This is a genomic window from Streptomyces cinnamoneus (genome assembly GCF_014650495.1).
Lineage (GTDB): Bacteria > Actinomycetota > Actinomycetes > Streptomycetales > Streptomycetaceae > Streptomyces > Streptomyces cinnamoneus.
Genome location: NZ_BMVB01000004.1, coordinates 21,645 through 47,654 on the forward strand (window position 1 = coordinate 21,645; position 26,010 = coordinate 47,654).

The following is a 26,010-nucleotide window of genomic DNA, read 5'->3' on the forward strand; positions in this document are numbered from 1 at the left end:
TACGAATGGCTCGCCGGGACCATGCCCGTGGGGTGCGCGACGGGGCGCAACTCGCCGCTCATGTGCCCGCCAACGGCATGGCCGCACCGACGAGCCGGCCGCCGGCGGCCGCCCGGTCCAGCGCCTCGCGCATCAGGTCCTCCCGCGGCTGCGCGCCGATCGTGCCGACCGGGGCGCAGTAGACCAGCACCTGCCGGGTCTTGTTGACGGCGGCCCGCCATTCGTCGGCCACCTGCATCGCCTGGTGCGCCTGCCACCACGCCTGGGGCGCGGCCCCGCCGACCGGCGGCTGCAGCACGGCGTGCAGCTTGCCCACGGCCACCAGCACCGACCAGCCCGGGAGCGACGGCGGCGCCTGGTCGAGGTCGGTGACGGGCGCGAAGCCCTGCTCGGTGAGCAGGTCGAGGAACACGTCCACGGGCCCGGTCGTGCCCGGCCGGGCGATCGCCTGCAGCGGCTCGACGACCAGCGCCGGGTGCACGTCCCCGCCGACCAGGACGAGTCCGCTCGTCACCCCGAGCTCGGCCTGCAGCGGCACCTCGCCCTCGCCCCCGCCGGTGATGGAGCGCACGGCCCCCTGCAGCTGCTCCTCGGAGACCGGCACCACCTGGGAGGGGATGCAGGCGGCGTGCGCGAAGGCCAGCACCGCCGTCTCGTCGCCGACGAACAGCACCGTGCTGGTGCGCTCCTTCTCCGTGTGGCCGGGGGTGCGGCAGGAGGTGCAGTCGTAGAGCCCCGGGGCGCTGTCGCCGCCCAGCAGTCGCTCCGCCTCTTCGGCGCCGATCTCGGCGCGTACCTCGTCGCTGACGTCGAGCATGCGCGGCACGGGGTCTCCCTCGAACGTGGTGTCGAACCTGGTGCGTGGTGAGCCGGGGCGTATCCCGGCTCGTAAGGAGACAACGGATGATCCATGGCCTGGGTCACGCCCGGGAAAAGTTCCCGGATCCGCTACCGATTCGCCATCTGTTGAAGAACGACTTGGTGATCAAGGCCAACCCCGGGGACCGCCCCACGGTCTAACCTCTCAGTGGAGGCGGGCTACCAGGACTGTCCGCGGCATACCGGCTGCATGGGGACGAATGCACATCTCATTCCTGATTCACAACGCGTACGGAATCGGCGGCACGATCCGCACCACGTACAACCTCGCGAGCACCCTCGCCGAGCAGCACGACGTGGAGATCGTCTCCGTCTTCCGCCACCGCGAGGAGCCGGTCTTCACGCCCAGCCCCACGGTGCGGCTGCGCCACCTGGTCGACCTGCGCAAGAACAGCCCCGGCTACGAGGGCGACGACCCCGACTACGAGCGCCCGGCGACGGTCTTCCCCGCCGCCGAGGGCCGCTACAAGCAGTACAGCGCGCTGACCGACCGGCGGATCGCCGAGCACCTGCGGAGCCTGGACTGCGACGTGGTCGTGGGCACCCGCCCGGGCCTCAACGTGCACATCGCCCAGCAGGCCCGGCGCGGCCCGGTACGCGTCGGCCAGGAGCACCTGACGCTGGGCACCCACTCCCCGCGGCTGAAGCTGACGCTGCGCACGCACTATCCGCGCCTCGACGCGGTCACCACCGTGACCGAGGCCGACGCGGCGACGTACCGCAAGCTGATGAGGCTGCCCGGCGTGCGCGTCGAGGCCGTGCCCAACAGCGTCCCCGCCCCGGGCCTCGCCCCCGCCGACGGCACGGGCAAATGGGTGATCGCCGCCGGGCGGCTCGCCCCCGTCAAGCGCTACGACGTGCTGATCCGGGCCTTCGCGACGGTCGCCGCCCAGCGCCCCGACTGGCGGCTGCGGATCTACGGCGCCGGGGCCGAGCGCGCCAAGCTGCGGGCCCTCATCGACAAGCTCGGCCTCTACAACCACGTCTACCTCATGGGCCCCGCCCATCCGCTGGAGCCGGAGTGGGCCAAGGGCTCCATCGGCGCGGTCACCTCCAGCCTGGAGTCCTTCGGCATGACCATCGTCGAGGCCATGCGCTGCGGGCTGCCGGTGGTCTCCACCGACTGCCCGCACGGCCCCTCCGAGATCATCGACGACGGCGTCGACGGGCTGCTCGTGCCCGTGGGCAAGCCCGACGCCGTCGCCGCCGGCCTGCTGCGGCTCATCAACGACGACGAACTGCGCGCCCGCATGGGCCGGCAGGCCCTGGAGAGCTCCGCGCGGTTCGACCCGGACCGGGTGGCCGGCCACTACGAGACGCTCTTCACCGACCTGCTCTCCCGCGGCACGCTGCGCGGCTCGCTGCACCGCACCCGCGGTGCCCTGCTCAGCAGCGCCTTCCAGGCCAAGGACCGCAGTCGCTCCGCCCTGCGAAGGGTGCGTGCGGCGTGACGCGACCGACCCGGCCCACCGTGCCGACCCCTTCGACCACCACCTCCGAGGAGTGCACCGACGTGTCTGCCCCTCCCCTGGCCTTCGGCGCGGAGAACCCCAGCGCCGACTGCATCGCGGACTCCGCGGGCGGGCTGACCTTCGACCTCGACGCCCCCGGCAGCGCCGAAGCGGCCGCCCACTGGTCCGCCGCGCTCGTGCTGCGCCGCCGCGGCGGCGCGGCGGGCGGGAGCGAGGACGAGGTCCGTCTGCCGCTCGCGCCCAGCGGCGCCGGCCGGGTGCGGGCCGTCCTGCCCAGCACGGTCGCCCTCCCCGAGGGCCGCTGGGACGTCCACGTGGCCTGCGGCGAGGCCACCCCGCAGCGGCTGCTGCCCGGCCTCGCCGACCTGCGCTCCCTGGTCGACCGCAAGCCCGGTCCCAGCACCTCGCCGCTCGCCGTCCGCATCCCGTACGCGACCAAGCACGGCAACCTCTCGCTGCGCAGCTGGCTGCGCGCCCCGCACGCCGAGGCGGGGGACGTGCTCGTCGGGGAGAGCGGCATAACCGGCCACGGCAGCCTCTACCGCGTCGAGGACCCCGCCGCGTGGCTGGCGGGGGCCGTCGTCGAGGCCCGTTGCCGCCGCGATGCCAACCTGGTGCGCACCGCGGAGGTCACCGTGGACGGCCAGGACTTCACCTTCGCCTTCTCCTACGCCGAGCTGTGCGAGGAGTGGCGGGGCGGGCTGGACGTGTGGGACCTGTGGCTGCGCGGTCCGGGCGGCGAGGGGACGGAGCCGGTCCGCATCGCCCGCATCCTCGACGACGTCGCCGACAAGAAGCAGATCTTCACCTACCCGGCGAAGTCCTTCTCCGCCGCGTACGCGCCTGCCCGGGTGAGCCCGTACTACACCGTCGACAACGACCTCTCCATCCGGGTCGACGAGCGGCCGCCGGTGGCCGCCCGCTAGGACCGGGCGGCCCCGCGATCGTCACTGCGCGGCGGGTTCGGCCGTGGGATGCGGCCGTTCCCGCCGCTCCACCTCCGGGTGGTGCAGGTCGAAGGCGGGGGACTCCGAGCGGATCCGGGGCAGGGCGACGAAGTTGTGGCGGGGCGGCGGGCAGGAGGTCGCCCACTCCAGGGAACGCCCGTACCCCCACGGGTCGTCCGACGAGACCTGCCGGCCGTACCGCGCGGTCTTCCAGATGTTGTAGAAGAACGGCAGGTTCGACAGGCCCAGCAGGAAGGCGCCGATGGTGGAGAGCGTGTTGAGCGCCGTGAAGCCGTCGGCCGCCAGGTAGTCGGCGTAGCGGCGCGGCATGCCCTCGGCGCCCAGCCAGTGCTGGACCAGGAACGTGGTGTGGAAGCCGGCGAACAGCGTCCAGAAGTGCACCTTGCCCAGGCGCTCGTCGAGCATCTTCCCCGTGAACTTCGGCCACCAGAAGTAGAAGCCGGCGAACGTCGCGAACACCACCGTGCCGAAGACCACGTAGTGGAAGTGGGCGACGACGAAGTAGGTGTCCGTGACGTGGAAGTCCAGCGGCGGCGACGCCAGGATCACTCCGGTCAGGCCGCCGAACAGGAAGCTCACCAGGAAGCCGACCGCCCACAGCATGGGCGTCTCGAAGGACAGCGAGCCCTTCCACATCGTGCCGATCCAGTTGAAGAACTTCACCCCGGTGGGCACGGCGATCAGGAACGACATGAAGGAGAAGAAGGGCAGCAGCACCGCGCCCGTCGCGAACATGTGGTGCGCCCAGACCACCACCGACAGGGCGGTGATGGACATGGTCGCCCCGATCAGCGTCAGGTAGCCGAAGATCGGCTTCCGGGAGAACACCGGGATGATCTCGGTGATGATGCCGAAGAACGGCAGGGCGATGATGTAGACCTCGGGGTGGCCGAAGAACCAGAACAGGTGCTGCCACAGCAGCGCGCCGCCCCACTCGGGCTCGAAGACCAGGGCCCCGAACCGCCGGTCCGCCTCCAGGCAGAGCAGCGCGGCCGCCAGCACGGGGAAGGCCAGCAGGATCAGGATCGAGGTGAACAGCACGTTCCAGGTGAACACCGGCATCCGGAACATCGTCATCCCGGGGGCGCGCATGCCGATGACGGTGGTCAGGAAGTTGACCGCACCCAGGATCGTGCCGAAGCCGGACAGCGCCAGCCCCATGATCCACATGTCGGCGCCGATCCCCGGTGACCGGGACAGGCCGCTGAGCGGCGCGTAGCCGGTCCAGCCGAACGTCGCGCCGCCCTGCGGCATCAGCAGGCTGGCCACCACGATGAGGCCGCCGAAGAGGTACAGCCAGTACGAGAACATGTTCAGGCGGGGAAACGCCACGTCCGGCGAGCCGATCTGCAGCGGCATGATCGCGTTGGCGAAGCCCGCGAAGGCGGGGGTGGCGAACAGCAGCAGCATGATCGTGCCGTGGGCGGTGAACGCCTCGTTGAACTGCTCGTTGGTCATCAGTTGCAGGCCCGGGCGGGCCAGCTCGGCGCGCATCAGCATGGCGAGCAGGCCGGCGGCGAGGAAGAAGCCGAACGAGGTGATCAGGTAGAGGTGCCCGATCTTCTTGTGGTCGGTGGTCGTCAGCCAGTCCACGATGATCCGGCCGGGCCGCCGGGCCCCGGCCGGACCCGCTGCGGCGGCCGCCGCGGTCTCGGTCCCCATCCGTGTCCCCTCGCTGTCGGCTCACACGGGGTTCCGTGTGCACACGGGTTCCTCGGGCATCGCCATGATGCTCCGCCGGGGCGGGGCCGCGCGAGAGTGCCTCCACCGACGCCCCGTCAAACAGGTCGTCACCGGGCCGGCGTGAGATGCCGGAACTTTATATTCCGGGTAAGTCCCGGGGTGCCCGGGCGCGGGGCCGCGCCATTCTGCCGGGCCGTGCCGGATCGCCATCCGAAAGGGCCGTGCCGTCGAATGCAAGGCGAACTCGGGAGGGTTATCGAGGCTGTTCCGGAAGGGAATGGTGAATTCTGTTCACCGGTTTTGCGGGCGGAGTGGGGAGAATGCGGAAGGCCCGTACGGGTGATGCGTTCCCGGGCAAACCCCGGGCGGGACTTCTGTGACAGAAGTGTGACCAGTGGCGGACCGGACGCGGACCCCGGCATGCAGCGGGCCTCGCCGCCGGTGGCTTCCGCGGCCGCGCGCGGCCGCCTACGGTGGCTGTCATGGCACCTCTTCCGCACCTGCCCGCAGACCCCGACGACGACCCGGAGGGCTACGTCGGCCTCCCCGCCGAAGCCGCCGCCGCCCGCGCCCGGGCCCGCGGCTGGACGGACGTGCGGGCGCTGCCGCCCGGCGCGATCGTCACCCTGGAGTACCGGGCCGGCCGGCTGAACTTCGAGGTCGGGCACGGCTCGGTGCTGCGCTGCTGGAAGGGCTGACCCCGGCGGGCGGACGCCGCTCGTGGGTGTGGGAGAGGGCGGCCCCGGAGAACTCCGGGGCCGCCCTCTCCCACACCCACGAGCCGTGCGGCCGGTGCCGGGCCGTCAGTTCCCGGTGGGCCGGCCGCGGCCCGCGTTCGGGCCCAGCGGCGAGGTGCGCGGTGCCCGGTCGGCGTGCGGCGGGCGGCGGCTGCCGGTGGGGGTGACCGGCGTCCGCTCCGAGCGGGCGGTGTGCGGCCGCGGCGGCAGGTGCGGTCTGCCGTCGGGGACGCGCAGCGCGGTTCCGCCCGGGCGGCTGCTGGCGCCCACCGGCTCCCGGACGGGCAGTTCGTCGTCGGCCGGGCCGCGCGGGGCGCCCAGCGGGACCGGTGCGTGCGGCGCGGCCGGGGCCGCGGCGGGCGCACGGCGCTCGGACAGGCGCCGGCCCAGGGCCAGCAGCCAGACCTCGGCGCGGGCCATGAGCGGCTCGAACCAGGGCAGGACGAGCAGGACCAGCAGGCCCGCGGTCCAGCCCAGGGTCACATCGCTCATCCAGTGCGTGCCCAGGTAGACGGTGGTCATCCCCACGCCCAGCGCCAGCATCGCGGCGGCCACCGAGGCGATCCGGCGGGCGCGCGGCGTGGTGGCCAGGTAGGCCAGGACGCCCCAGGTCACCACGGCGTTCGCGGTGTGGCCGGAGGGGAATATGTCGCCGCCGGCGAACATCTCGTTCGAGCCGACCGCCGTCGCGTAGTGCGGCCCGAGCCGGCCCATGCCGAGCTTGGCGGCGCCCACGGTCACGTTGAGCAGCAGCAGCGACGTGCCCAGCACCAGCAGCGGGCGCAGGGTCTTGTACTTGTAGGTGCACCACCCCAGCCAGGCGGCCACGGCCACCGCGGTCGGACCGCGCTGGCCCAGGACTATGAAGTAGTCGAGGAAGGTGTGGATCTCCGGCCACTGCTTGTAAGGCCGGAAGAGCATCACCTGCCAGTCGAACCGCACCGGCCAGGACGTGGTGACCACGCCGACCACGATCGCCGCGTAGACCACGCACGTCGCGGCGAAGATGCCCAGGCGGGTCCGGGTCATCCGCGGCCGCACGGGGCTGGTCGGGTGCTCGTCCGCCGGGGCGAGCTCGTCATGGGTATGCACTCAATCGACGTTACATTGCGTGACGGGAGGCTTAGGCCGATCGGGGCCCTTTGTGATGACGATGTGATGTGGAATGCGTCTCAATCGTGGCGCGGGCCCAGGTTTGAAGCGGCGGAATAAGAATCAGCTAAACAATCGTCAGCGCCCCGGGCCAAAGGTCCGGGGCGCTTGAATTCCATTCCGTACGAAGCCGTTTATCGGCGATTGTCCGAGCGGTTTCGCCGCGTTCGCCGCCGTCCCGCCGGAGGCGTCGTAAATACGATCATGGCGGTCCGGAGCCGTGCAGCCAGAACGCGCCGTATACGGCCGACGCAAGCGCAACGAAGGTGACCACCGTCACCGCGTGCACCGTCCGTAGCCGGACCAGCGCCGCGGCCAGGGGGAGCAGCAGCGGGAAGGCGGGCATCATCAGGCGCGGCTTGGAGCCGAAGTAGCCCTTGGCGGTCAGCGCCAGCAGCAGGACCGTGCCCGAGAGGACGAGGAGCGGCAGCGGCTGGCCCTGCCGCACCCCCGCCCGGTACAGCAGGCCCACCAGGACCACCCCGGCCAGCAGCCCGAGACCGGCCGGGAAGGCGGGGCCCGCCAGCCGCTCCCCGATGAAGGAGCCGAAGGCCAGCCCGCCGTCGAAGCCGTTGCCCCAGCCGCCCTGCACGTCGAGGTAGCCGGTGACGCTCCCGGTGCGCGCGCCCACCCAGGCGACGTACGCGAGCCACCCCAGGGGGGCGAGCGCCACGCCCGGCAGCATGCGGCCGAGGGGGAGCGGTGGCCCGCCCGGCCGGCGGCGGGCCCGCAGCACCGCCACCGCCGCCGTGATCCACACGGCCGCGACCACCGCCGCGCCCACCGGCCGCGTCAGTCCCGCCAGCGCCGCCAGCGCGCCCGCCGCCGCCCACCGGCCGGTCAGCACGGCGTAGACGCTCCACGCCGCCAGCGCCGTGAAGAGGGACTCCGAGTACGCCATCGACTGCACCACGCCGACCGGCAGCGCCGCCCACAGCACCACGAGCGCCACGCCCGTCCGCCGCCCGTACAGGTGGTCGCCGACCGCGAAGATCCCCCACGCCGCGGCCAGCGACGCGACGGCCGCGACCACCAGCCCGGCGTCGCCCGCCGAGAGCGGGAAGAGGGCCGACAGGCCCCGCTCCAGCCACGGGAGCAGGGGGAAGAAGGCCATGTCGGAGTGGACCTTGCCGCCGGGAAGGTGCAGCGTGTAGCCGTAGCCCTGCTCGGCGATGCGGGCGTACCAGAGGGAGTCCCAGCGCGCCGAGAGCAGGTGCCGGGCCCCCTTGCCGTCCGCGAGCCCCCACAGTGCCAGCGCCACGACGCCCAGCGCCCGCACCGCCGCGTACAGCAGCAGGGCGGGGGCGGCCCGGCGCAGCGCGGCCCCGGCCGCGGCGGCGCGCGGCGGGGCGTCGGCGTCGCGGGCCGTGCCGGGAGAGGGAGCAAGAGAGGTCACCGGTCGATTGTCCCAGCACCGCGACGTGAGGCGGGCCACGTGGCATCCGGTGGGACTCGCGTACGCTGTCGACTCACTCGCCCCTCGACTCCGCCGGGGCCTCTCACGAACCCAAGGCCCGCGGCGGCCGCGAGCGCACGATACGGAGGTGTGGATGTCCGGGACGACCACCGCCGGCCCCCGACGGCCGGTCGGCGTTCCCCGGCAGCGGCCCCGGCCGCGCCGCGCGAACCGCCACGGTGGCGCGAGCGCGAACCGCTGGACCGTGCTCGTCGTCCTCTGCGTCAGCCTGCTCCTGGTCGCCGTCGACGCCACCGTGCTGCACGTCGCCGTCCCCGCCGTCACCGAGGACCTGCGCCCCGGTGCGATACAGCTGCTGTGGATCGTCGACGTCTACCCGCTCGTCTGCGCCTCGCTCCTCATCCTCTTCGGCACCCTCGGCGACCGCGTCGGCCGCCGCCGCGTGCTGCTGCTGGGCTACGCCCTCTTCGGCGTGGCCTCCGCGACGGCCGCCCTCGCCACGACCCCCGAGATCCTCATCGGCGCCCGGGCGCTGCTCGGCGTCGGCGGTGCGATGATCATGCCGGCGACGCTCTCCATCCTCCGGCAGGTCTTCCCCGACCGGCGGGAGCGCGCCGTGGCCATCGGCGTCTGGAGCGCGGTCGCCGCCGTGGGCGCGGCCGTCGGCCCGCTGCTCGGCGGCTTCCTGCTGGAGCACTTCTGGTGGGGCTCGGTCTTCCTCATCAACCTCCCGCTCATGGCGGTCAGCCTCCCGGTCGGGCGCTGGCTGCTCCCGGAGTCGACCGGTGAGCGCGACGGCCCCTGGGACGTGCTCGGCGCGCTGATGGCGGCGTTCGGCCTGTTCGGCGTCGTCTACGGCGTGAAGCACGTCGGCGACGCGGCGCTCTCGCTCGGCACGGTCGTCCCGGCGGGGCTCGGCACCGCCCTCCTCGTCCTCTTCGTACGCCGCCAGCGCCGGCGCACCCATCCGCTGGTCGACCTGACACTGTTCGCCCGGCCCGCCTTCGGCACCTCCGTCGGCTGCATCGTGCTGGCCATGCTGGCGCTGGTCGGCCTGGAGCTCGTCGCCGCCCAGTACCTGCAGCTCGTGCTGGGGCTCACCCCGCTGGAGACGGGCCTGCGGCTGCTACCGCTCACGCTCGCCGCGATGGCGGCGGGGCTGGCGGGCTCCCGGGTGCTCCACCGCTTCGGGCCGCGCGCCATGGTCGCCACCGGATTCGTCCTGACCGCCATGGCCGTGCTCTCGCTGACCGTGATGGGCCGGGAGGACCGGCCCGTCGCCCTCGTCGCCGGCTTCGTCCTGCTCGGCTTCGGCCTGGAGACCACCCTGTTCGGGGCGTACGAGTCCATGCTGAGCGAGGCCCCGGCCCGCTCCGCCGGCGGCGCCGCGGCGATCGGCGAGACCTCCTACCAGCTCGGCGCGGGCATCGGCATCGCGCTGCTCGGCAGCGTCATGAACGCCGCGTACGCGCCCCGGGTGGCTGCGGTGCCCGGCGTTCCCAGTGCCGCGGGCCGCGACGCCCGGCACTCCCTGGGCGAGGCGTACGACATCGCGGACCGCCTGGGCGGCCCGGCGGGCGCCGCCCTGCGGAGCGCGGCCCGCGACTCCTTCGTCCACGGGCTGCACGTCACGCTGGCGGTCAGCGCCGGACTGCTGCTGCTGGGCGCACTGGCCGCGCTGCGCCTGCCGCGGACGATGGACTCCGGGGAGCCCGCGGCCTGAGCCGTCCCGGCGGCAGGGGAAACCGGGTCTGGACGCCGGGGGTTACCCGGTCGTAGCGTCGGGGGTGACCGACGATCACCCCCCATGCCGCGCCGGAGGCCACCGTGTTCGACCCGCTTGATCCGCTGGGCCTCGACGACCTCCTCACCGACGAGGACCGGGCGGTGCGGGACACCATGCGGCGGTGGGCCGCCGACCGCGTGCTGCCCCACGTCGCCGAGTGGTACGAGCGCGGCGAGGCCCCCGTCCGCGAACTCGCCCGCGAACTGGGCGCCATGGGCGCCCTCGGCATGCAGCTCACCGGCTACGGCTGCGCGGGCGCGACCGCCGTCCAGTACGGACTGGCCTGCCTGGAGGTGGAGGCGGCCGACTCCGGCATCCGCTCCCTGGTCTCCGTGCAGGGCTCCCTGGCGATGTACGCCATCCACCGCTTCGGCTCCGAGGAGCAGAAGCAGCGCTGGCTGCCCGGCATGGCGGCCGGCGAGACCATCGGCTGCTTCGGGCTGACGGAGCCCGACCACGGCTCGGACCCCGGCGGCATGCGGACCTACGCCAAGCGCGGGGCGGGCGGTGACTGGGTGCTGACCGGCCGCAAGATGTGGATCACCAACGGCTCGGTGGCCGGGGTGGCCGTCGTCTGGGCCCGCACCGACGAGGGGATCAGGGGATTCGTCGTCCCCACGGACAGCCCCGGCTTCTCGGCCCCCGACATCCACCACAAGTGGTCGCTGCGCGCCTCGGTCACCAGCGAGCTGGTGATGGACGAGGTGCGGCTGCCCGCGGACGCCGTGCTGCCGGAGGCCACCGGGCTGCGCGGTCCGCTGGGCTGTCTGAACCACGCGCGCTACGGCATCGTCTGGGGCGCCATGGGTGCCGCCCGCACCTGCTTCGAGACGGCCCTCGACTACGCCCGCACGCGCGAGCAGTTCGGCAGGCCCCTCGGCGGCTTCCAGCTGACGCAGGCCAAGCTGGCGGACATGGCGGTCGAGCTGCACAAGGGCGTGCTGCTGGCCCACCACCTGGGGCGGCGGATGGACGCGGGGACGCTGCGGCCGGAGCAGGTGAGCTTCGGGAAGCTGAACAACGTGCGGGAGGCGATCGAGATCTGCCGCACGGCCCGCACGATCCTGGGGGCCAACGGGATCTCGCTGGAGTACCCCGTCATGCGGCACGCCACCAACCTGGAATCGGTGCTGACGTACGAGGGCACCGTGGAGATGCATCAGCTGGTCCTGGGCAAGGCGCTCACCGGCCTCGACGCCTTCCGGTGAGCACCCTCCCCCAGCTACCGCCGGGAGGTGCCCCCAAAACCTAGCTCTGGTTGAAGAAACCGCCGTGCGCGCGGTTCCCCTCCCCGCTGACGACCTTGTAGTCGGCGGGGGTCAGCAGGAACACGCGGTTGGCCACGCGCTCGATGGAGCCGCGCAGGCCGAAGGTCAGACCAGCGGCGAAGTCCACGACCCGCTTGGCGTCGCTGGGCTCCATGCTCGTGAGGTTGACGATCACCGGGACGCCGGCCCGGAAGAGCTCGCCGATGCCACGGGCGTCCCGGAAGCCGTCCGGGGTGACCGTGGCGATGCGGGTGCCCTGTTCCTGCGCGACCTCGTCGGCCACCCGGACCTTGGGGTTGGTCACCCAGGAGTCGCCGGTCTCGGGCCCTTCGTCCGAGTCCTCTTCGTAGCCGCCGTAGTAGCGCTCGTCATCGCTGTCGTCGACGAGGCCAAGCCAGGCACTCGCCTTGCGCACCGATCCCATGGACGCCTCCTCTCACACGCGGTGTGTTCCGCCCGCTCCTCTATGGTCGTCCATGATGCGGATGATGTGCCAAGTGGATGGCGGCCATGCGGGGATTTCGTGACGCATCTGGTGCAAAGCGGGTGGCGGTGCGTCAGAAACCCCTGATGTCTGGCCGCAGGCGCTGGACCTGGGCATATGCGGCATGGGTCGAGGAGGGCGGGCTCCGGCCCAGCTCGATTGTCCCCGGTGAATAGGATGCCCGGGCACATCGACACCACACACGGGGGCACGTTTTGTTCGGGATCATCAGGCCATGCCGTCACCGGCTGTCCGAAGGCATGCGAACCGAGTGGATGGCCCATCTCTGCGGCCTCTGCCTGGCACTGAAAGGCGATCACGGGCAGTTTGCTCGAATAGCAACCAACTATGACGGCCTGGTCATATCGGTGCTCGTGGAGGCGCAGTCCTCGCGCGAGGAGGCCGGCGCCTGGCGGCGCACCGCGGGACCCTGCCCGTTGCGCGGGATGCGCTCGGCGCCGGTCGCGCAGGGCGAGGGCGCGCGGCTGGCCGCCTCCGTCTCGCTCGTCCTCGCGTCCGCCAAGATGCGGGACCATGTCGCCGACGGCGACGGCGTGTTGGCGCGGCGCCCCGTGGCGGCCGTCGCCCGCCGGGTCGCCGCCACCTGGGACCGCGCGGGCGCCCGTACGGGCTCGGAACTCGGATTCGACACGGCCGTTCTGGTCGACGCGGTGGAACGGCAGGCCGGCGTCGAGGCGCTGGTGCGCACCGGCACACCGCTGCTGGACGTGACCGAACCCACGGAGACGGCCACGGCGGCGGCCTTCGGCTACACCGCCGTCCTGGCCGGAAAGCCGGACAACCGCCCGTCGCTGGAGGAGGCCGGCCGGCTCTTCGGGCGGCTCGCCCACCTGCTGGACGCCGTCGAGGACCTGGCCGAGGACGCCCGCACCGGGGCGTGGAACCCGGTGGCGGCCACCGGCACCGACCTCGCCGAGGTGCGGCGGCTGTGCGACGACGCGGTGCACGGCGTGCGGCTGGCGCTGCGGGAGGTCGAGTTCGCGAGCAAGGCGCAGGGCAGGCTCGCGCACCTCCTGCTGGCGCACGAGCTGGAGCGGTCCGTGGAACGGGCGTTCGCCGGAGGTGGCTGCGCCACCGGTCACGGACAGGCCGGTCACGGACAGGCCGAGCACGGACAGGCCGGTCACGGACAGGCCGAGCACCGGGGCGCGTTCGGGGCGCCGCCGCACATGCCGCCGCCCGCGCCGCCGGAGCCGCCGCGGCGGCGGCGCGGTCTGATCGCCGGCTGTGCCGTGTGGACCGGGCTGTTCTGCACCGGTCAGGTGTGCTGCAAGGACCCCTATCAGGATCCGTGGAACGGACAGCCGCGCGAGGGCTGGTGCGCGAAGTGCTGCGACAACTGCGGTGATTGTGGTGACTGCGGTAACTGTTGTGACTGCTGCCAGTGTTGTGGAGAAGACGGTGGTGGTTGCTGTGACGGATGCGACTGCGGCTGTGACTGCGGTTGCTGAGGGAAGACGAGGCGCGAGGAGAGGGGAGTGCGGCTGAAGTGCCGCGGGAGTGAAGGCAGCGGGGCCGGGCGCGCGCTCGTGCGCGGCCGGCGACGGGGCGGGGTCAGCCCGTACAGGAGGCGGACCACACCCGGCCGAAGTCGATGTGGTCGCGGGTGACCAGCCGCTGCCCGGAATGCATGGAACAAGTGGAGCAGCCATCCGTTTCCCCCGTCAACTCCCATGAGACGCAACGCCCGTCATGCGGACATCCCAAGGAGCAGGGTTGACAGTGGGCCGTGGCCCCGGCATAGCCTCGGGCTCCGGCTGTGCTGAGGGGCGCGGCCGGGCGAAGGCGGTACGTCCCGTGTCCGATCCCTGCATCCACGGAGCCTTCGCATGCCCGCGCACGAACCCACCCGGCCCCTGCACCTGGCCGTCGCCCTCGACCGGCCCGGCACGTACGCGGCCGAGCCGTATGCCGAGGCCGCCCGGCTCGCCGAGCGCGGGTGCCTCGACTTCGTCACGCTCGGCGGTTCCTTCGGTCCGCCCGGCGGCGGACGGGGGCGACCCGACGCGCTCGCGGTCCTCGCCCGCGTCGCGCCCGCCACCGAGCGGATCGGCCTGGTGCCCACCGTCACCACCACCCACACCGGCCCCTTCCACGTCTCCTCCGCCCTGGCCGCCCTCGACCGGGTGAGCCGGGGCCGCGCCGGCTGGACCGCCGCGGTGCCGGCCGCCGACGCCGCACAGCGGGAGGCGAAGGCAGCCGCCGCATGGCGGGAGGCGGGGGCGGTCGCCGAGGGCGTCGCCCGGCTGTGGGACGGCCGGGAGGACGGCGCAGGGATCCGCGGCGCGGCCTCCCACCGCTTCGTCGACCGCGACGCGCCGCACCGCGTCGACGTCGAGGGGACCGGCTGCGGTGTGCGCGGCCCCGCCGTCGTGCCCCGGTCCCCGCAGGGCCGTCCCGTGGTCGCCGTCGACGCCACCGCCCGGTGGCCCCGGGAGACCGCCGCCCGTCACGCCGACGTCGCCTACGTACGCACCGGGGCCCACGACCCCCGCGCCGTCCGGGCGTTACGTGCCGCCCGCGCGGACCTGCGGCGCCGCGCCCTCGCCCACGGCCGCGACGTCGGTGCCCCCGCCGGCCGGCTCGTCCTCCTCGCCTCCCTGCCCGTCGCGCTGTACACGGCCGCCGATGCCGTCGCCCTCGCCGACCTCGTTGCCGGCTGGTACGCGGACGGCGTGGCCGACGGCGTCCACTTCCGGCCCGCCGACCCCGACCGCGACCTGGCCCTGCTCGTCGACGGCACCGTGCCCGTCCTGCAGCACCGCGGGCTGCTGCGCAACTTCTACCCGGGCGCCACCCTGCGCGAGCACCTGTGCCTGCCCCGCCCGGCCGGTCGCCGCACGCCCGCCGAGGGGACCGCATGACCGCGCGGGCCCGCCGGCCCCGTACCCCTGCGGGCCGCAGGAGCGTGGCGCGTTCCGCACGGAGTACACGGGGCGACGCTCCGCGAACACCGGGGGCTGCCGCTGCCGGTGTGGAAGGGTTGACCGGCATGAGCACAAGTGAGGCGCAACAGCGGTGGAAGGCGTGGCGCGAGCAGCGTCACGAGGCGGTCTCGGCGCCCTACGGGCCGCTCGCGCTGACGGGTACGTACTGGCTCGCCGATGGCCCGGGCGGAACACTTCCGGCCAATCCCGCCGTGCCCGGCCGCTGGACGCAGGAGCCCGGGGGCGTACGGCTGAGCGCCGGCCCGGGAGACGGACTGACGGTGGACGGGCGCCCGTGCGAGGGCGAGGTGCTGCTCGGCCCCGACAGCGGGCCGGCCGCCGCCCGGGTCGCCCACGGCGGGCGGAAGCTGCTGGTCATGCGCCGCGAGGGACAGTGGGCGGTGCGCGTCTTCGACCCGGACTCCGCCGGGCGCCGGGCGTTCGCCGGGATCGACGTCTTCGACCACGACGACCGCTGGGTGCTGGAGGGGCTGTTCCGCCCCTACGAGCGCGAGCGCACGATCGCGGTGGAGAACGCCGACGGTCGTGAGCGGGGCCTGGACCTCGCCGGCGAACTGGCTTTCGGCGTCGGCGGCGACGAGTACACGCTGCAGGTCTCGGCGGAGGCCGACGGCTCGATGTGGGCCGTCTTCGCCGACGGCACCAGCGGCCGCTCCAGTTACCGCTTCCGCTTCCTCAAGCCCCCGCCGCCCGCGCCCGACGGCACGGTGACCGTGGACTTCAACCGCGCGGTGCTGCCGCCGTGCGCCTTCGCCGACCACTTCATCTGTCCCTTCCCGCCGCCCGGCAACAGGCTGCCGGTCGAGGTGCCGGCGGGGGAGCGGAACCTCCTGCAGCGCTGAGGCGTCGAAGCGGCGGACCGGGGAGCGTCCCCCCGGCGAAGAGCCCCGGCGGCCGACGAGCCGCCGGGGCCGTTCGGCGTGCGCCGGGGGCGCGTCCGAAAGGTGCTCTTGCGCCGTGTGGTGCCGGGCCCGAATACTCCCGAACAGCGCTTGTCAGGGGCACGGCGAAAACGGAATCCGGTGTGCCCCTTTCGCTGCGCCTCACGGGTCCGCGCACCCGGCGGGCCCCCGACCCCACTCGGGAGGAACCACGTGAGGATCAAGCGCACCACCCCCCGCACCGGCACCCGGCGAGCCACGGTGGCCGCCGTGGTCTCCGGCCTCGTCACCGTCTCCGCCCTGGCCGCCACCACCGCCCACGCCGACCCGGCGGCCGCCCCCTCGGCCGCGCAGCTGTCCGCCGCGAGCGCGGCCGTGGAGTCGGCCGACGTCGCCGGCACGGCCTGGTCCCTGGACAAGGCCACCCGCACCGTGGTGGTGACCGCCGACTCGACCGTCTCCGACGACGCCCTGGCGAGGATCAGACGCGAGGCCGGACCCGCCGCCGACGCCATACGCGTCGAGCGCACCCCCGGCACCTTCCGTCCGCTCCTGGCCGGCGGCGACGCCGTCTACGCGCCGAGCTGGCGCTGCTCGCTGGGGTTCAACGTACGCAAGGGCAACACCTATTACTTCCTGACCGCCGGGCACTGCACCGAGGGCAAGCCGGCCTACTACGCCAACTCCGCGCACACCACGAGCATCGGCCCCACCACCGGGACCAGCTTCCCCGGCAACGACTACGGCATCGTGCAGTACACCAACGGCTCGATCGCCCACCCCAGCGAGGTCGACCTCTACAACGGCCGCTCCCAGCGCATCACCGGCGCCGGCAACGCGAGCGTCGGGCAGAACGTCCAGCGCAGCGGCTCCACGACCAAGGTGCACGGCGGCAAGGTCACCGGCCTGAACGCCACCGTCAACTACGGCAACGGCCAGATCGTGCGCGGCCTGATCAAGACCAACGTGTGCGCCGAGCCCGGCGACAGCGGCGGCGCCCTCTTCGCCGGCTCCACCGCCCTCGGCCTCACCTCCGGCGGCAGCGGCAACTGCCGCTCCGGCGGCACGACCTTCTTCCAGCCGGTCACCGCGGCGCTCAGCGCTTACGGGGTGAGCATCTTCTGACCCCCTGCGTGACCGGACCCGGCGTCTGACCGCGAGCGCGCTCCGCCCTTCCCCACGCCTGCGGCCAGCAGCACAAGGCCCCCGGCCCCTTGCGGGCCGGGGGCTCGACCACGCTCCGGCCCGGGCATACCGTGGACATATCGCCCGACGTGCGACGGCAGGGGGCCGTGATGGTCGAGGATCTCGTGGTGGCGGCGGTGGCGGCCGGATCGGCAGCCGTGGTGTACGTGGCGGCGGCGGCCCGGGTGGTCAAGCAGTACGAACGCGGAGTGGTGCTGCGGCTGGGCCGGCTGCGCTCCGAGATCCGCCAGCCGGGCTTCACGCTGATCGTCCCGGGCGTCGACCGGCTGCGCAAGGTGAACATGCAGATCGTCACCATGCCCGTGCCCGCCCAGGAGGGCATCACCCGGGACAACGTGACCGTGCGGGTGGACGCGGTCGTCTACTTCAAGGTCGTCGACCCGGCCGAGGCCGTCATCCAGGTCGAGGACTACCGCTTCGCGGTCTCGCAGATGGCCCAGACCTCGCTGCGCTCGATCATCGGCAAGAGCGACCTCGACGATCTGCTCTCCAACCGGGAGAAGCTCAACCAGGGACTGGAGCTGATGCTCGACAGCCCGGCCGTGGGCTGGGGCGTGCACATCGACCGGGTGGAGATCAAGGACGTCTCGCTGCCGGAGACCATGAAGCGGTCCATGTCGCGGCAGGCGGAGGCCGAGCGGGAGCGGCGGGCACGCGTCATCAACGCGGACGCGGAGCTGCTGGCGTCGAAGAAGCTGGCGGAGGCCGCGCAGACGATGTCGCACCAGCCGTCGGCGCTGCAGCTGAGGCTGCTGCAGACGATCGTCGCCGTCGCCGCCGAGAAGAACTCCACGCTGGTGCTGCCCTTCCCCGTGGAGCTGCTGCGGTTCCTGGAACGGGCCGGGCATCCGGAAGGCCCGCAGCCCCCGCAGACCCCGGGCCCGGCCGCGGACCGCGCGGGCGCGCCGCCCCCGGTCGAGGAGGTCCCCTTGGACGGGGCGTCGTCCCCGGTCGAGGAGCTTCCCCTGGGCATGACGCCGCCCCCGGTCGAGGAACTGCCCCTGGACAGGGCGCTGCCCCCGCTCGGGGAGCTGCCCCTGGACGGGATGGTGCCGCCGAAGGAGGAAGCGCCTCCGGACGAGGAACCGGGCGCCGCTGACACCGGCCGCACGTAGGCCCGTTCCGCCCCTCTGACCGCCCCCTCGCGCAGAAGCCGGCGCTTCGCGCGCGAGGGGGCGCATGCATGGGCATGCGCGCGACTGGAAGTCGCCCTTGTGCACTCCCTCCGCGGATCGGCACACTCGACGGACCAACTTGGCATGGACGCGACCTCCATCGGGGGGTGCGGCTGTGTCGTTCGTCCTCCGGGCCCGGGTACGTGGCCGGGCCCAACCCCCCACTGGAGGTGCCGAGTTGAAGATCCGTTGGAGGTCCGTTCGCGCCGTCCTGGCCGGGGCGGCGCTCGCTGCGCTCACCGCGGTGACCCTGGCCCCGCAGCAGGCCCAGGCGCTGCCCGGGCGGCTGCGCCCCTCGTACGTCCGCCTCGACGTGGTCCAGCGGGTGCTGAACGAGCACGCCGCCATTCCCGGCACCGCATGGGTGGAGGACCCCAGAGCCGGACGGGTCGTCGTCACCGCCGACAGCACGGTCACCGGCGCGAAGCTCGCGCGCCTCACCGCGGTCACCTCCGCTCTCGGCGAGGCGGTGGAGGTGCACAGGATCTCCGCCCGGCTCACCCGGCTCATCGCCGGCGGCGACGCCGTCTGGGGCCCGACCGCGCGCTGTTCGCTCGGGTTCAACGTCGTCAGGGCCGGACGGCCCGCCTTCCTGACGGCCGGACACTGCGGCAACGCCGTCACCGACTGGTCCGAGACCAAGGGCGGACGGGTGGTCGCCCGCACGGCCGCGGCCGGCTTCCCCGGCCACGACTACGCCATCGCGGAGTACACCGACCCGTCGGTCGCACACCCCGGCGCGGTGACCCTGCGCAACGGCGGTGCGCAGGCCATCACCGGGTTCCGGAACGCGGTCCTGGGCGAGGGCGTCCAGCGCAGCGGCTCCACCACCGGGGTCCGCAGCGGCCGTGTCACCGGTCTGAACGCCACGGTCAACTACCAGGAGGGCCAGGTGACCGGGCTGATCAAGACCGACGTCTGCGCCGAGCCCGGGGACAGCGGCGGTCCCCTCTTCGCCGGTGACAAGGCGCTGGGAATCACCTCGGGTGGCAGTGGTAATTGTGTGCTGGGCGGGGAAACCTACTATCAGCCGGTGGGCGAGGCCCTCACGGCGTACGGGGCGGCGCTCGGCTGACGCCCCCTCATGAACCGGCGGCCCCCGGACACACCTCCACGGTGTCCGGGGGCCGCCTCGTGCCCGTTGCCGGGCGGGCCGGTCAGAACTCGAAGACCGTGCCCTTGCCCGCCTTGAGCTCACACGGGTTGGCGAAGGTGCGCTCGAAGCTCACCCGGCGGCCTTCCCACACGCCCTCGGCGGTGACGACGGAGGGGTTCCACTCGCGCGTGCAGGCCGTACCCTCCTTGATCTTGGTGACCTTCTCGAAGTCGCCGCCGGCCAGGCGCAGCTGGGCGCAGGCGCCCCGCGTGTTCGGGTGGGTGCCGTCGGCCTTGGGCATGCAGGTGAGCGTTACCGCGCGCTGGATGCCCGCGGCCGCCGCCGAGTCGCCCTGACCGATCGTCAGCACGAGGGCCGAGGGCGCGTACAGACTCTGCGTCTGTGCCGCGGGTGCGGGTGTGGGCGCGGCGGTCGCCGACGTCCCGGCCGCTACCAGGCCGCCCAGTGCCAGCGTGGCACCCAGCGCGAACCCCCCAGTGATGTACCGCATTCCGAACACTCCCTTGTTCGTCGGTGCTGATAACGGACGGCAGTCTGGCCCAACTCGGGCATGAACGCACCCCGATCGAACACTTTCAGTCGTCGCATGAAAACCCTCAGTAGCGCTTGGTTCTGGCCGGATTCGATGGGCGGGAGATCCTCCGGGGAACTCCGGGGAAACAGAGGGCCCGCGACGCTGCCCGACTTGTGGGGGAAAGGGGGGAATTAATGTTTCAGGAGTGTTGACCAGCGATGATGCCTTGAAATCATTGATGAAACATCAGGTGTGGCCGAAGAAGCTTGATCCGATGGCGCGTTGATCATTGAATCCAAGGGATCCTGGGGTGATGTGGAGTATCCCTCCGTCCCGGCCGAAAAGCGGTCCGGTCCGGGGCCGGACCGCGTCCGCCTCCAGGGCGGGTCGTCGCAGCAATGGCCGAAGAGTGCTCAGACCGACCGTTCGGTCTGCCCCTTCCGGCCCCTGAGCGCGGCGCTCGCGAGCGTCGCCGCCGTGCCCGCCGTGGCCCAGGCGGACAGCACCAGCAGGGGGCAGGTGAGGGCGTTGCCGCGGAAGTAGGCGAGGGACCGGGCGGACCAGGTGCCCGCGCCCGGCGGCAGGAACGGGCCGATGGTGCCCCAGAAGGGCGGCAGCAGGGGGTAGGGGTAGGCGCCGCCCGCGCTGGGGTTGCCCAGCACCACCACGATCGCGATCGCGAGCCCGATGCCGACGACGCCCGCGAGTCCCTGGAGGGCCAGGGTCAGGGCGCCGACGGCGAACACCACCAGTGCGCCCAGGCCCCACAGGCCGGCGATGCTGCCCGGCAGTGCGCCCAGGACGGGGCCTGCGACGACCGCGCCGAGCAGTCCCGAGCCGACGGCGTACAGGGCGAGTGCGGCGAGCCGGATCAGGGCCCGGTGCGTGTTCGCGGGGCGGGCGCCCGCGCTGATGGCGAGGATCGCGGCGCACAGGTAGCCGCCCACGCACCAGCCCACGACCAGGTAGAACGAGCTGAGTCCACGGGAGTCGCCGGCGGCCGCCGGGACCACGTCGATGGTCTTCAGGGTGCGCTGCTGTGCCCGTTCGGCGCGGGCGACGACCGCCTCGGTGGCCTGGGCGAGCGAGGCGCCGGAGCCGCCGGCGACCAGCAGGGTGTCGGTGGTGCCGCGCGCGTCGACGATCAGGGCCGCGTCGAGGTCGCGCTCGTGGATCCGCCGCAGCGCCGCCGCCTCGTCGCCGACCGCGCGCGGGTCCAGGGGATCGCCGGGCAGGGCGGCCAGCTGGTCCACCAGCTGGCCCGCGATCTCCCGCGGGGCCACCACGCCGAGCGGGACGTCCCGGGGCTTCGGGCTGTGGAAGGCGCCGATGTAGGAGGCGATGAACGCGAGCTGCAGCACGAGTACGCCGGTCACCAGCAGGGCGGCCCGGCCCGTCACCCCGTCCCGCACCTCCTGGAGGAAGCCGGTGCCGTCGCGGGGGGAGTGGGCCATGTGCGCCAGCCTGCGGGGTCCGGTGGGGCGGCGCAGGTGGTGGGGGCCGTCCGGGTGGTCGTCGCACATCTATTCGTACGGACGTTCGAGAAGTGGTTTATGGTGGAGAAGGAGGGGCGGATTTCGGCCAGGGGGGAGCGAGCGGCAGGAGGTGCAATGGCGGGACGTCCGGCCTTCACACACCTGCACACCGCCTCGGGCTTCTCGATGCGCTACGGGGCCACGCACCCCGAGCGCCTGGCCGAGCGGGCCGCCGAGCGCGGCATGGACGCCCTCGCCCTCACCGACCGCGACGGCCTCGCCGGCGCCGTCCGCTTCGCCCGGGCCGCCGCCGGGGCCGGGGTGCGGCCGCTGTTCGGCGTGGACCTGGCCGTCCGGGAGCCGCTGCCGGCCCCCGGGCCCACGACGCGCCGTCGCGCCCCGGTGCGCGGCGGGGCCTTCGTCGACGAGTCGGCACCCCGCACCGTCTTCCTCGCCCGCGACGGCGCGGCCGGCTGGGCCGCGCTGTGCGGGCTGGTCTCCGCCGCCCATGCGGCCGGCGCCGAGCGCCCCGAGCTGACCCGCTCCGACCTGGCCCGGGCCGCCGCCGGCCTCCGCGCCCCGCTGACCGTCCTGCTCGGCCCGGACTCCGAGGTCGGCCGCGCGCTCGCCGCCGGACGCCCCGACCGGGCCGCGCGGCTGCTGGAGCCCTGGCGCGAGATGTTCGGCGACGGCCTGCGCCTGGAGGTCGTCCGGCACGGCCGTACCGGCACCGGCCCCGGCTCCCTGCGGCTCGCCGCCCGCACCGCCGGCTTCGCCGCCGAACAGCGCGTACGGGCCCTCCTGACCAACGCCGTCCGCTACGCCGACCCCGGCCAGGGGCCCGTCGCCGACGTCCTCGACGCCGCCCGCCGGCTGGTGCCCATCGACCCCCGCCGGCCCGAGGCCCTCGACGACGGCGAACGCTGGCTCAAGGACCCGGCCGCCATGGCCGCCGTCGCCGAAGAGGTCGCGGAGGCCGCCGGCCTGCGCCGCGGGGCCGCGCGCCGGCTGCTCGCCACGACCGAGGAGACCGCCGCCGAGTGCCTCGTCGACCCCGCGGACCACCTGGGCCTGGGCTCCGTCCACTTCCCCGAGCCCCGTCTGGTCGGCGCCGGCCACCGCACCGCCGCCCGCGTGCTGCGCTCCCGTTGCGCCGGGGCGATGGTGCTGCGCGGCCACGACCGCGACCGCCGCTACTGGGACCGGCTGGACGAGGAACTGGACACCATCGAACGGCGCGGCTTCCCCTCGTACTTCCTCACCGTCGCCCAGGTCGTCGACGACGCCCGGGCCCTCGGCATCCGCGTCACCGCCCGGGGCTCCGGCGCCGGCTCGCTGGTCAACCACCTGCTCGGCATCGCCCACGCCGACCCCGTCGCGCACGGCCTGCTGATGGAGCGCTTCCTGTCGGTGCAGCGGCAGGTGCTGCCCGACATCGACATCGACGTGGAGTCCGCACGCCGCCTGGACGTCTACCGCGCGATCTTCGACCGCTTCGGCGAGGAGCGGGTCGCGACCGTCTCCATGCCCGAGACCTACCGCGTCCGGCACGCCGTGCGGGACGTGGGCGCCGCCCTCGGCATGGAGCCCGCCGAAGTGGACCGGCTCGCCAAGGCGTTCCCGCACATCCGCGCCCGCGACGCCCGCGCGGCCCTGGCCGAACTGCCCGAGCTGCGCGGCGTCGCCGCCGGGCCCCACGGCCTCGCCGACGTCCGGCTGTGGGGGCTGGTCGAGGCGCTGGACGCCCTGCCGCGCGGCATCGCCATGCACCCGTGCGGGGTGCTGCTCTCGGACGCCTCGCTGCGCGCCCGCACCCCCGTCGTGCCCACCAGCGGCGAGGGCTTCGCCATGTCGCAGTTCGACAAGGACGACGTGGAGGAGCTCGGACTGCTCAAGCTCGACGTGCTGGGCGTGCGGATGCAGTCCGCCATGGCGCACGCGGTGGGGGAGATCGAACGGGCCACCGGGCGCCGCCTCGACCTCGACGACCCCGCACAGGTGCCGCCGGGCGACCGGGCGACGTACGAGCTGATCCGCTCCGCCGAGACGCTGGGCTGCTTCCAGATCGAGTCGCCCGGGCAGCGGGACCTGATCGGCAGGCTGCAGCCCGCCACCTTCCACGACCTCGTCGTCGACATCTCGCTGTTCCGGCCGGGCCCGGTCGCGGCCGACATGGTCCGGCCCTTCATCGAGGCCCGGCACGGACGCGCCCCCGTGCGGTACCCGCACCCCGACCTCGCCGGGGCGCTGGGGGAGACCTACGGCGTGGTCGTCTTCCACGAGCAGATCATCGAGATCCTGCGGATCATGACCGGCTGCGACCGGGGCTTCGCGGACGAGACCCGCCGCGCCCTGTCCGACCCGGCCAAGGTGGGCCGGGTCCGGGCCTGGTTCGCGGAGAAGGCGGAGGAGCACGGCTATGCGCCGGAGGTCGTCCGCCGCACCTGGGAGATCGTCGAGGCGTTCGGCAGCTACGGCTTCTGCAAGGCGCACGCCGTGGCCTTCGCCGTGCCGACGTACCAGTCGGCCTGGCTCAAGGCCCACCACCCGGCGGCCTTCTACACCGGGCTGCTCACCCACGACCCCGGGATGTACCCCAAGCGGCTGCTGCTCGCGGACGCCCGGCGGCGCGGGGTGCCGATCCTGCCGCTGGACGTGAACCGGTCGGGCACGGCCTATTCGATCGAACTGGTGTCCGGTGGTGTGTGGGGCATCCGCCTCGCCCTCTCCGAGGTGCACGGCATCTCCCGGGCCGAGGCGCAGCGCATCGTGACCGGCCGCCTCCAGGGCCCGTACACCTCGCTCCAGGACCTGTGGCGGCGCGCCCGGCCCGGCAGGCCGGTGGCCGAACGGCTGGCGCGGGTCGGTGCGCTGGACGCCTTCGGCGCCAACCGCCGGGACCTCCTGCTGCACATCGCCGAACTGCACGGCCGCCGGGACCCCGACGGCGTCGTCCAGCCCACGCTGATCGACAGCGCCGCGGCCGAACCGGTCGGCCTGCCCGACCTGGACGCACACGAGCGGCTCGGCGCCGAGCTGGAGGTCCTCGGCATGGACACCTCCCGCCATCTGATGTCCGACCACCGGGCGTTCCTGACGGAGCTGGGCGCGATCCCGGCCCGGCGGCTGCGCGACGCCCGGCACGGCGAGACCGTCCTGGTCGCCGGTGCCAAGGCCGCCACCCAGACCCCGCCGGTCCGCTCGGGCCGCCGGGTCATCTTCACCACCCTCGACGACGGCACGGGCCTGGTCGACTGCGCCTTCTTCGACGACAGCCACCCCGCGTGCGCGCACACGGTCTTCCACTCCTGGCTGCTGCTCGTCCGCGGCGTGGTCCAGCGCCGCGGCCCGCGCAGCCTGAGCGTGGTGGGCGCGGCGGCGTGGGACCTGGCACGGCTCGCCAGGCTCCGGGAGGAGGGCGGACTGGGGGCGGTGGCGGAGGTCCTGGCGGCAGGCACGGCTCCTGCCGGCGCCGCCCCGGACCGGCGCATCCACCTGCCCACCGGCTACGCCATGCACCCGTGGGCGGACCTGCAGCCCGCGGGCGGGGGCACGGCCACGGGGCGCAAGCTGTGGCACGCGAGCCAGGGGAGTGCGGGACGATGAGCGGGCGCCGTCTTTCCCCCGTCCCTCCGCCGGCCGTCGGCGGGACCGGCTCCCGTGCGGTTCCGGGCGGCAATCAAGCCCGTCCGGCGATTGAGGACGGGGGGTCCGGGGGCGGATCCCCCGTCCTGTACGTGCACTTCCACCCCGCCGTCGGCGCGGGCCCCCTCGACGAGGAGACCTACGACGGCCTGCTCGCGCTGCTCGCCGAGGTGACGCCCGTCGTCCAGGCGCTGCCCCCCGACGCCGCGCTCATGGACGTCCGCGGCGCCGTGCGCTACTTCGGTCACGACCCGGCCGAACTCGCGGAGTTGCTCCGCGTCCGCACGCTCGCCCGGTACGGCGTGGACTGTACGGTCGGCATCGCCGCCAACCCCATGCTCGCCAGGATGGCCGCACAGGACGGCGCCCCCGGAGCGGTCCGCACCCTCGGCGCGGGCCCGGACGACGTCGCCGCGTTCCTGGCCCGCAAGCCCGCCGCCGCGCTGTACGGCGTGGGGCCCGCCACGGCCCGCACCCTGTGCTCGTACGGCCTCGACAGCATCGGCCGGATCGCCGCAGCGCCGCTCCCCGCGCTGCAGCGCATCCTCGGCCCGGCCACCGGGCTGCGGGTCCACGAGAGGGCGCGCGGCCTCGACCCCACGCCCGTCACCCCGGACACCCGGGCCCGCTCCCTGGGTGCCGAACACCGCTTCGGCGGCGACGAACTGGACCCGGACCACCGGCGCCGCGCGCTGCTCGCGCTCGCCGACGGGCTGGGCGCCCGGCTGCGGGGCAGCGGACAGGCCGCCTGCGGCCTGAAGCTCACCGTCCGCTACGCCGACGGCTCCAGCACCACCCGTAGCAGGACCTTCGCCGAACCGACCGCCCACACCCCCGACCTGACCGCCGCGGCCTATGCGCTGCACGCCGCCCTCGCCCTGCAGCGGGCCAGGGTCCGGGCCGTGGCGCTGCGCGCGGAGGGGCTGTGCGACGCCCAACGGGCCGCGCACCAGCTCACCTTCGACTCCGCCGACGAGAAGGCGCGGCGCGTGGAGGCCGCCGTCGACCGGGCGCGGGCGCGCTTCGGCATGGCGGCCGTGGGGCCGGCCTCGACGCTGCACGTGGCCTAGAACATTTCTTTACGATTTCTCGCAATTTGCTTGACGAAAGCAAAAGTTACCGATCAATCTACTCGCAAGTAAGTAACGCCCCGTTAATGCGCCGGAAACACACGTTCCCGGT

Annotated in this window: 20 protein-coding genes; 13 read left to right on the forward strand and 7 right to left on the reverse strand. The window is 73.7% G+C overall.

Annotation, left to right across the window (positions count from 1 at the left end; genetic code table 11):
* Window positions 1-58 precede the first annotated feature (58 nt).
* Window positions 59-826, reverse strand: coding sequence for a DUF8842 C-terminal domain-containing protein (locus IE182_RS07090; RefSeq protein ID WP_190108808.1), 768 nt, complete (start codon window positions 824-826; stop codon window positions 59-61).
* A gap of 253 nt (window positions 827-1,079) precedes the next feature.
* On the opposite strand from IE182_RS07090, the gene IE182_RS07095 reads away from it, so the two are divergent.
* Together IE182_RS07095 and IE182_RS07100 are read left to right on the forward strand one after the other, a co-directional pair.
* The gene (locus tag IE182_RS07095) at window positions 1,080-2,330 is read left to right on the forward strand and encodes a glycosyltransferase family 4 protein (protein WP_190108809.1); all 1,251 of its coding nucleotides are present in this window, start codon (window positions 1,080-1,082) and stop codon (window positions 2,328-2,330) included.
* A gap of 62 nt (window positions 2,331-2,392) precedes the next feature.
* Window positions 2,393-3,277, forward strand: a complete 885-nt coding sequence (locus tag IE182_RS07100) for a hypothetical protein (RefSeq protein ID WP_229844647.1) — start codon at window positions 2,393-2,395, stop codon at window positions 3,275-3,277.
* A 21-nt stretch (window positions 3,278-3,298) separates the two neighbouring features.
* Here IE182_RS07100 and ctaD read toward each other — a convergent pair whose 3' ends face one another.
* The gene (ctaD, locus tag IE182_RS07105; protein WP_190108810.1) at window positions 3,299-4,981 is read right to left on the reverse strand and encodes an aa3-type cytochrome oxidase subunit I; all 1,683 of its coding nucleotides are present in this window, start codon (window positions 4,979-4,981) and stop codon (window positions 3,299-3,301) included.
* 503 nt (window positions 4,982-5,484) lie between these two features.
* Between ctaD and IE182_RS07110 the strand changes: the two genes are divergently transcribed.
* Complete coding sequence (locus IE182_RS07110; RefSeq protein ID WP_190108811.1) at window positions 5,485-5,700, forward strand: I78 family peptidase inhibitor; 216 nt, start codon at window positions 5,485-5,487, stop codon at window positions 5,698-5,700.
* Window positions 5,701-5,805: 105 nt separating this feature from the next.
* On the opposite strand, the gene IE182_RS07115 is transcribed toward IE182_RS07110, so the two are convergent.
* Window positions 5,806-6,831: a phosphatase PAP2 family protein gene (locus tag IE182_RS07115; protein ID WP_190108812.1), complete on the reverse strand. Its 1,026-nt coding sequence runs from the start codon at window positions 6,829-6,831 to the stop codon at window positions 5,806-5,808.
* A gap of 262 nt (window positions 6,832-7,093) precedes the next feature.
* Window positions 7,094-8,287: a glycosyltransferase family 39 protein gene (locus IE182_RS07120; RefSeq protein WP_190108813.1), complete on the reverse strand. Its 1,194-nt coding sequence runs from the start codon at window positions 8,285-8,287 to the stop codon at window positions 7,094-7,096.
* Between the two features lie 154 nt (window positions 8,288-8,441).
* Here IE182_RS07120 and IE182_RS07125 point away from each other — a divergent pair, with 154 nt between their 5' ends.
* The gene (locus tag IE182_RS07125; protein ID WP_190108814.1) at window positions 8,442-10,031 is read left to right on the forward strand and encodes an MFS transporter; all 1,590 of its coding nucleotides are present in this window, start codon (window positions 8,442-8,444) and stop codon (window positions 10,029-10,031) included.
* 104 nt (window positions 10,032-10,135) lie between these two features.
* Window positions 10,136-11,302, forward strand: a complete 1,167-nt coding sequence (locus IE182_RS07130) for an acyl-CoA dehydrogenase family protein (protein ID WP_229844648.1) — start codon at window positions 10,136-10,138, stop codon at window positions 11,300-11,302.
* A 40-nt stretch (window positions 11,303-11,342) separates the two neighbouring features.
* Here IE182_RS07130 and IE182_RS07135 read toward each other — a convergent pair whose 3' ends face one another.
* On the reverse strand, window positions 11,343-11,786 hold the full coding sequence (locus IE182_RS07135; RefSeq protein WP_190108815.1) for a cell division protein SepF: 444 nt from the start codon (window positions 11,784-11,786) through the stop codon (window positions 11,343-11,345).
* Window positions 11,787-12,106: 320 nt separating this feature from the next.
* On the opposite strand from IE182_RS07135, the gene IE182_RS07140 reads away from it, so the two are divergent.
* The 6 genes from IE182_RS07140 to IE182_RS07165 all read left to right on the forward strand — a co-directional run bounded on the left by IE182_RS07140 (window position 12,107) and on the right by IE182_RS07165 (window position 19,152).
* Window positions 12,107-13,318: a DUF5685 family protein gene (locus IE182_RS07140; protein WP_229844649.1), complete on the forward strand. Its 1,212-nt coding sequence runs from the start codon at window positions 12,107-12,109 to the stop codon at window positions 13,316-13,318.
* A gap of 378 nt (window positions 13,319-13,696) precedes the next feature.
* Window positions 13,697-14,731 carry an LLM class flavin-dependent oxidoreductase gene (locus IE182_RS07145; protein WP_190108817.1) on the forward strand — a complete coding sequence of 345 codons (1,035 nt, stop codon included), beginning with the start codon at window positions 13,697-13,699 and terminating at the stop codon, window positions 14,729-14,731.
* Window positions 14,732-14,859: 128 nt separating this feature from the next.
* Window positions 14,860-15,657 (forward strand): DUF1684 domain-containing protein, encoded by a 798-nt coding sequence (locus tag IE182_RS07150; RefSeq protein ID WP_190108818.1) that lies wholly within the window; start codon window positions 14,860-14,862, stop codon window positions 15,655-15,657.
* 252 nt (window positions 15,658-15,909) lie between these two features.
* Window positions 15,910-16,821 (forward strand): S1 family peptidase, encoded by a 912-nt coding sequence (locus IE182_RS07155; RefSeq protein WP_190108819.1) that lies wholly within the window; start codon window positions 15,910-15,912, stop codon window positions 16,819-16,821.
* A gap of 170 nt (window positions 16,822-16,991) precedes the next feature.
* The gene (locus IE182_RS07160) at window positions 16,992-18,017 is read left to right on the forward strand and encodes a slipin family protein (protein ID WP_229844650.1); all 1,026 of its coding nucleotides are present in this window, start codon (window positions 16,992-16,994) and stop codon (window positions 18,015-18,017) included.
* A gap of 238 nt (window positions 18,018-18,255) precedes the next feature.
* Entirely contained in the window at window positions 18,256-19,152 is an 897-nt protein-coding gene (locus IE182_RS07165; protein WP_229844651.1) for a S1 family peptidase, read from the forward strand.
* 82 nt (window positions 19,153-19,234) lie between these two features.
* On the opposite strand, the gene IE182_RS07170 is transcribed toward IE182_RS07165, so the two are convergent.
* Both IE182_RS07170 and IE182_RS07175 read right to left on the reverse strand, forming a co-directional pair.
* Window positions 19,235-19,684 (reverse strand): subtilase-type protease inhibitor, encoded by a 450-nt coding sequence (locus tag IE182_RS07170; protein ID WP_190108820.1) that lies wholly within the window; start codon window positions 19,682-19,684, stop codon window positions 19,235-19,237.
* A 437-nt stretch (window positions 19,685-20,121) separates the two neighbouring features.
* Window positions 20,122-21,162, reverse strand: a complete 1,041-nt coding sequence (locus IE182_RS07175) for a DUF3533 domain-containing protein (protein ID WP_190108821.1) — start codon at window positions 21,160-21,162, stop codon at window positions 20,122-20,124.
* A gap of 156 nt (window positions 21,163-21,318) precedes the next feature.
* Here IE182_RS07175 and IE182_RS07180 point away from each other — a divergent pair, with 156 nt between their 5' ends.
* Complete coding sequence (locus tag IE182_RS07180; protein ID WP_190108822.1) at window positions 21,319-24,789, forward strand: DNA polymerase III subunit alpha; 3,471 nt, start codon at window positions 21,319-21,321, stop codon at window positions 24,787-24,789.
* The gene (locus IE182_RS07185) at window positions 24,786-25,898 is read left to right on the forward strand and encodes a DNA polymerase Y family protein (protein WP_190108823.1); all 1,113 of its coding nucleotides are present in this window, start codon (window positions 24,786-24,788) and stop codon (window positions 25,896-25,898) included. The genes IE182_RS07180 and IE182_RS07185 overlap by 4 nt, the downstream gene beginning before the upstream one ends.
* The last annotated feature ends 112 nt before the right edge of the window (window positions 25,899-26,010 follow it).

What these genes read in the sequence shown, in the direction of transcription:
- IE182_RS07095 (WP_190108809.1), top strand. Translation starts at nt 1,080, where the DNA reads ATGCACATCTCATTCCTGATTCACAACGCGTACGGAATCGGCGGCACG.
- ctaD (WP_190108810.1), bottom strand. Translation starts at nt 4,981, where the DNA reads ATGGGGACCGAGACCGCGGCGGCCGCCGCAGCGGGTCCGGCCGGGGCC.
- IE182_RS07110 (WP_190108811.1), top strand. Translation starts at nt 5,485, where the DNA reads ATGGCACCTCTTCCGCACCTGCCCGCAGACCCCGACGACGACCCGGAG.
- IE182_RS07125 (WP_190108814.1), top strand. Translation starts at nt 8,442, where the DNA reads ATGTCCGGGACGACCACCGCCGGCCCCCGACGGCCGGTCGGCGTTCCC.
- IE182_RS07135 (WP_190108815.1), bottom strand. Translation starts at nt 11,786, where the DNA reads ATGGGATCGGTGCGCAAGGCGAGTGCCTGGCTTGGCCTCGTCGACGAC.
- IE182_RS07140 (WP_229844649.1), top strand. Translation starts at nt 12,107, where the DNA reads ATGCGAACCGAGTGGATGGCCCATCTCTGCGGCCTCTGCCTGGCACTG.
- IE182_RS07145 (WP_190108817.1), top strand. Translation starts at nt 13,697, where the DNA reads ATGCCCGCGCACGAACCCACCCGGCCCCTGCACCTGGCCGTCGCCCTC.
- IE182_RS07150 (WP_190108818.1), top strand. Translation starts at nt 14,860, where the DNA reads ATGAGCACAAGTGAGGCGCAACAGCGGTGGAAGGCGTGGCGCGAGCAG.
- IE182_RS07160 (WP_229844650.1), top strand. Translation starts at nt 16,992, where the DNA reads ATGGTCGAGGATCTCGTGGTGGCGGCGGTGGCGGCCGGATCGGCAGCC.
- IE182_RS07170 (WP_190108820.1), bottom strand. Translation starts at nt 19,684, where the DNA reads ATGCGGTACATCACTGGGGGGTTCGCGCTGGGTGCCACGCTGGCACTG.
- IE182_RS07175 (WP_190108821.1), bottom strand. Translation starts at nt 21,162, where the DNA reads ATGGCCCACTCCCCCCGCGACGGCACCGGCTTCCTCCAGGAGGTGCGG.
- IE182_RS07180 (WP_190108822.1), top strand. Translation starts at nt 21,319, where the DNA reads ATGGCGGGACGTCCGGCCTTCACACACCTGCACACCGCCTCGGGCTTC.
- IE182_RS07185 (WP_190108823.1), top strand. Translation starts at nt 24,786, where the DNA reads ATGAGCGGGCGCCGTCTTTCCCCCGTCCCTCCGCCGGCCGTCGGCGGG.